1 protein-coding gene is annotated in these 781 nt (G+C 53.0%); it reads left to right on the top strand.

Going from position 1 to position 781, the window contains the following annotated elements; genetic code table 11:
- Window positions 1–586 precede the first annotated feature (586 nt).
- The coding region (locus DW817_RS10730) for a hypothetical protein (RefSeq protein ID WP_207802124.1) at window positions 587–781 on the top strand (195 nt) is incomplete at its 3' end.

The following is a 781-nucleotide window of genomic DNA, read 5'->3' as shown; positions in this document are numbered from 1 at the left end:
CAAACCGCCCCCTGCGGGGGAACGGGTCCGAACTTAATTCGCCCTCAAACATGTTTCTCGGACTTCCGCTCCGCTTCAAAAGCGTCCTTCGAAACTCCGGGCGAATATGCCTCGCTAGCCGCTCACAAGGAAACGTCCGCTTCGCGTCCTCATCCACCACCGAAAGGGCACGCTTGCCTCATTAGAATGAGGCAACATGCGGCTTTCGGTCCCCCGCCCTGGCGGGGCGGATCGATTTCGGAGAAATCGAGCTCAGAGGCAAAACACGAAGGCAGGTAGTGGTGAGAATAAGGAATGCGCTGCTGAATATCATCATAGCAATAATCCTACAGATTGAATTTTGAGCTAGGCCCGATTGAGAAATACGCAAACAACAGCTCATTTACCAAGAGCATACAGTACCTCCCACGCTCAATAAGCCTTGAACCGAACTTGTATCTACGTTCGGATCAAGGCTCGCGTCACGGTCTTTTGCCCTGGAGACGGCGAATGCCGTTCCGCCTTACCAAGGCGGGGGGACCAAAAGCCACTTGATTCTGCAAAGCAGAAGGCAAGTCCTTTTGGTGGTGGATGAGGAGGGCGTTTTATGCCCGACGTCTCCACACGAGCGGTAGCGAGGAACATTTTTCGATGGGCCAAAACCGTTAATCGCAAGACACTGTCGAAGCGATTCGGCTTACGGACCGTGTTATCGAAAAATCAATTCGGCGCCAACGACCGAAGGGAGACAGTTTGGCGCCGACGTTCTGGTCTTTCTTCTATTTACATGATTCGAATGGGG

The sequence above is a fragment of the Acidaminococcus sp. AM33-14BH genome, assembly GCF_003603525.1.
Taxonomy (GTDB): Bacteria; Bacillota; Negativicutes; order Acidaminococcales; family Acidaminococcaceae; genus Acidaminococcus; species Acidaminococcus intestini.
Note: the sequence above shows the minus strand (reverse complement) of the source record. Positions and strands in the feature narration are given on the sequence as shown.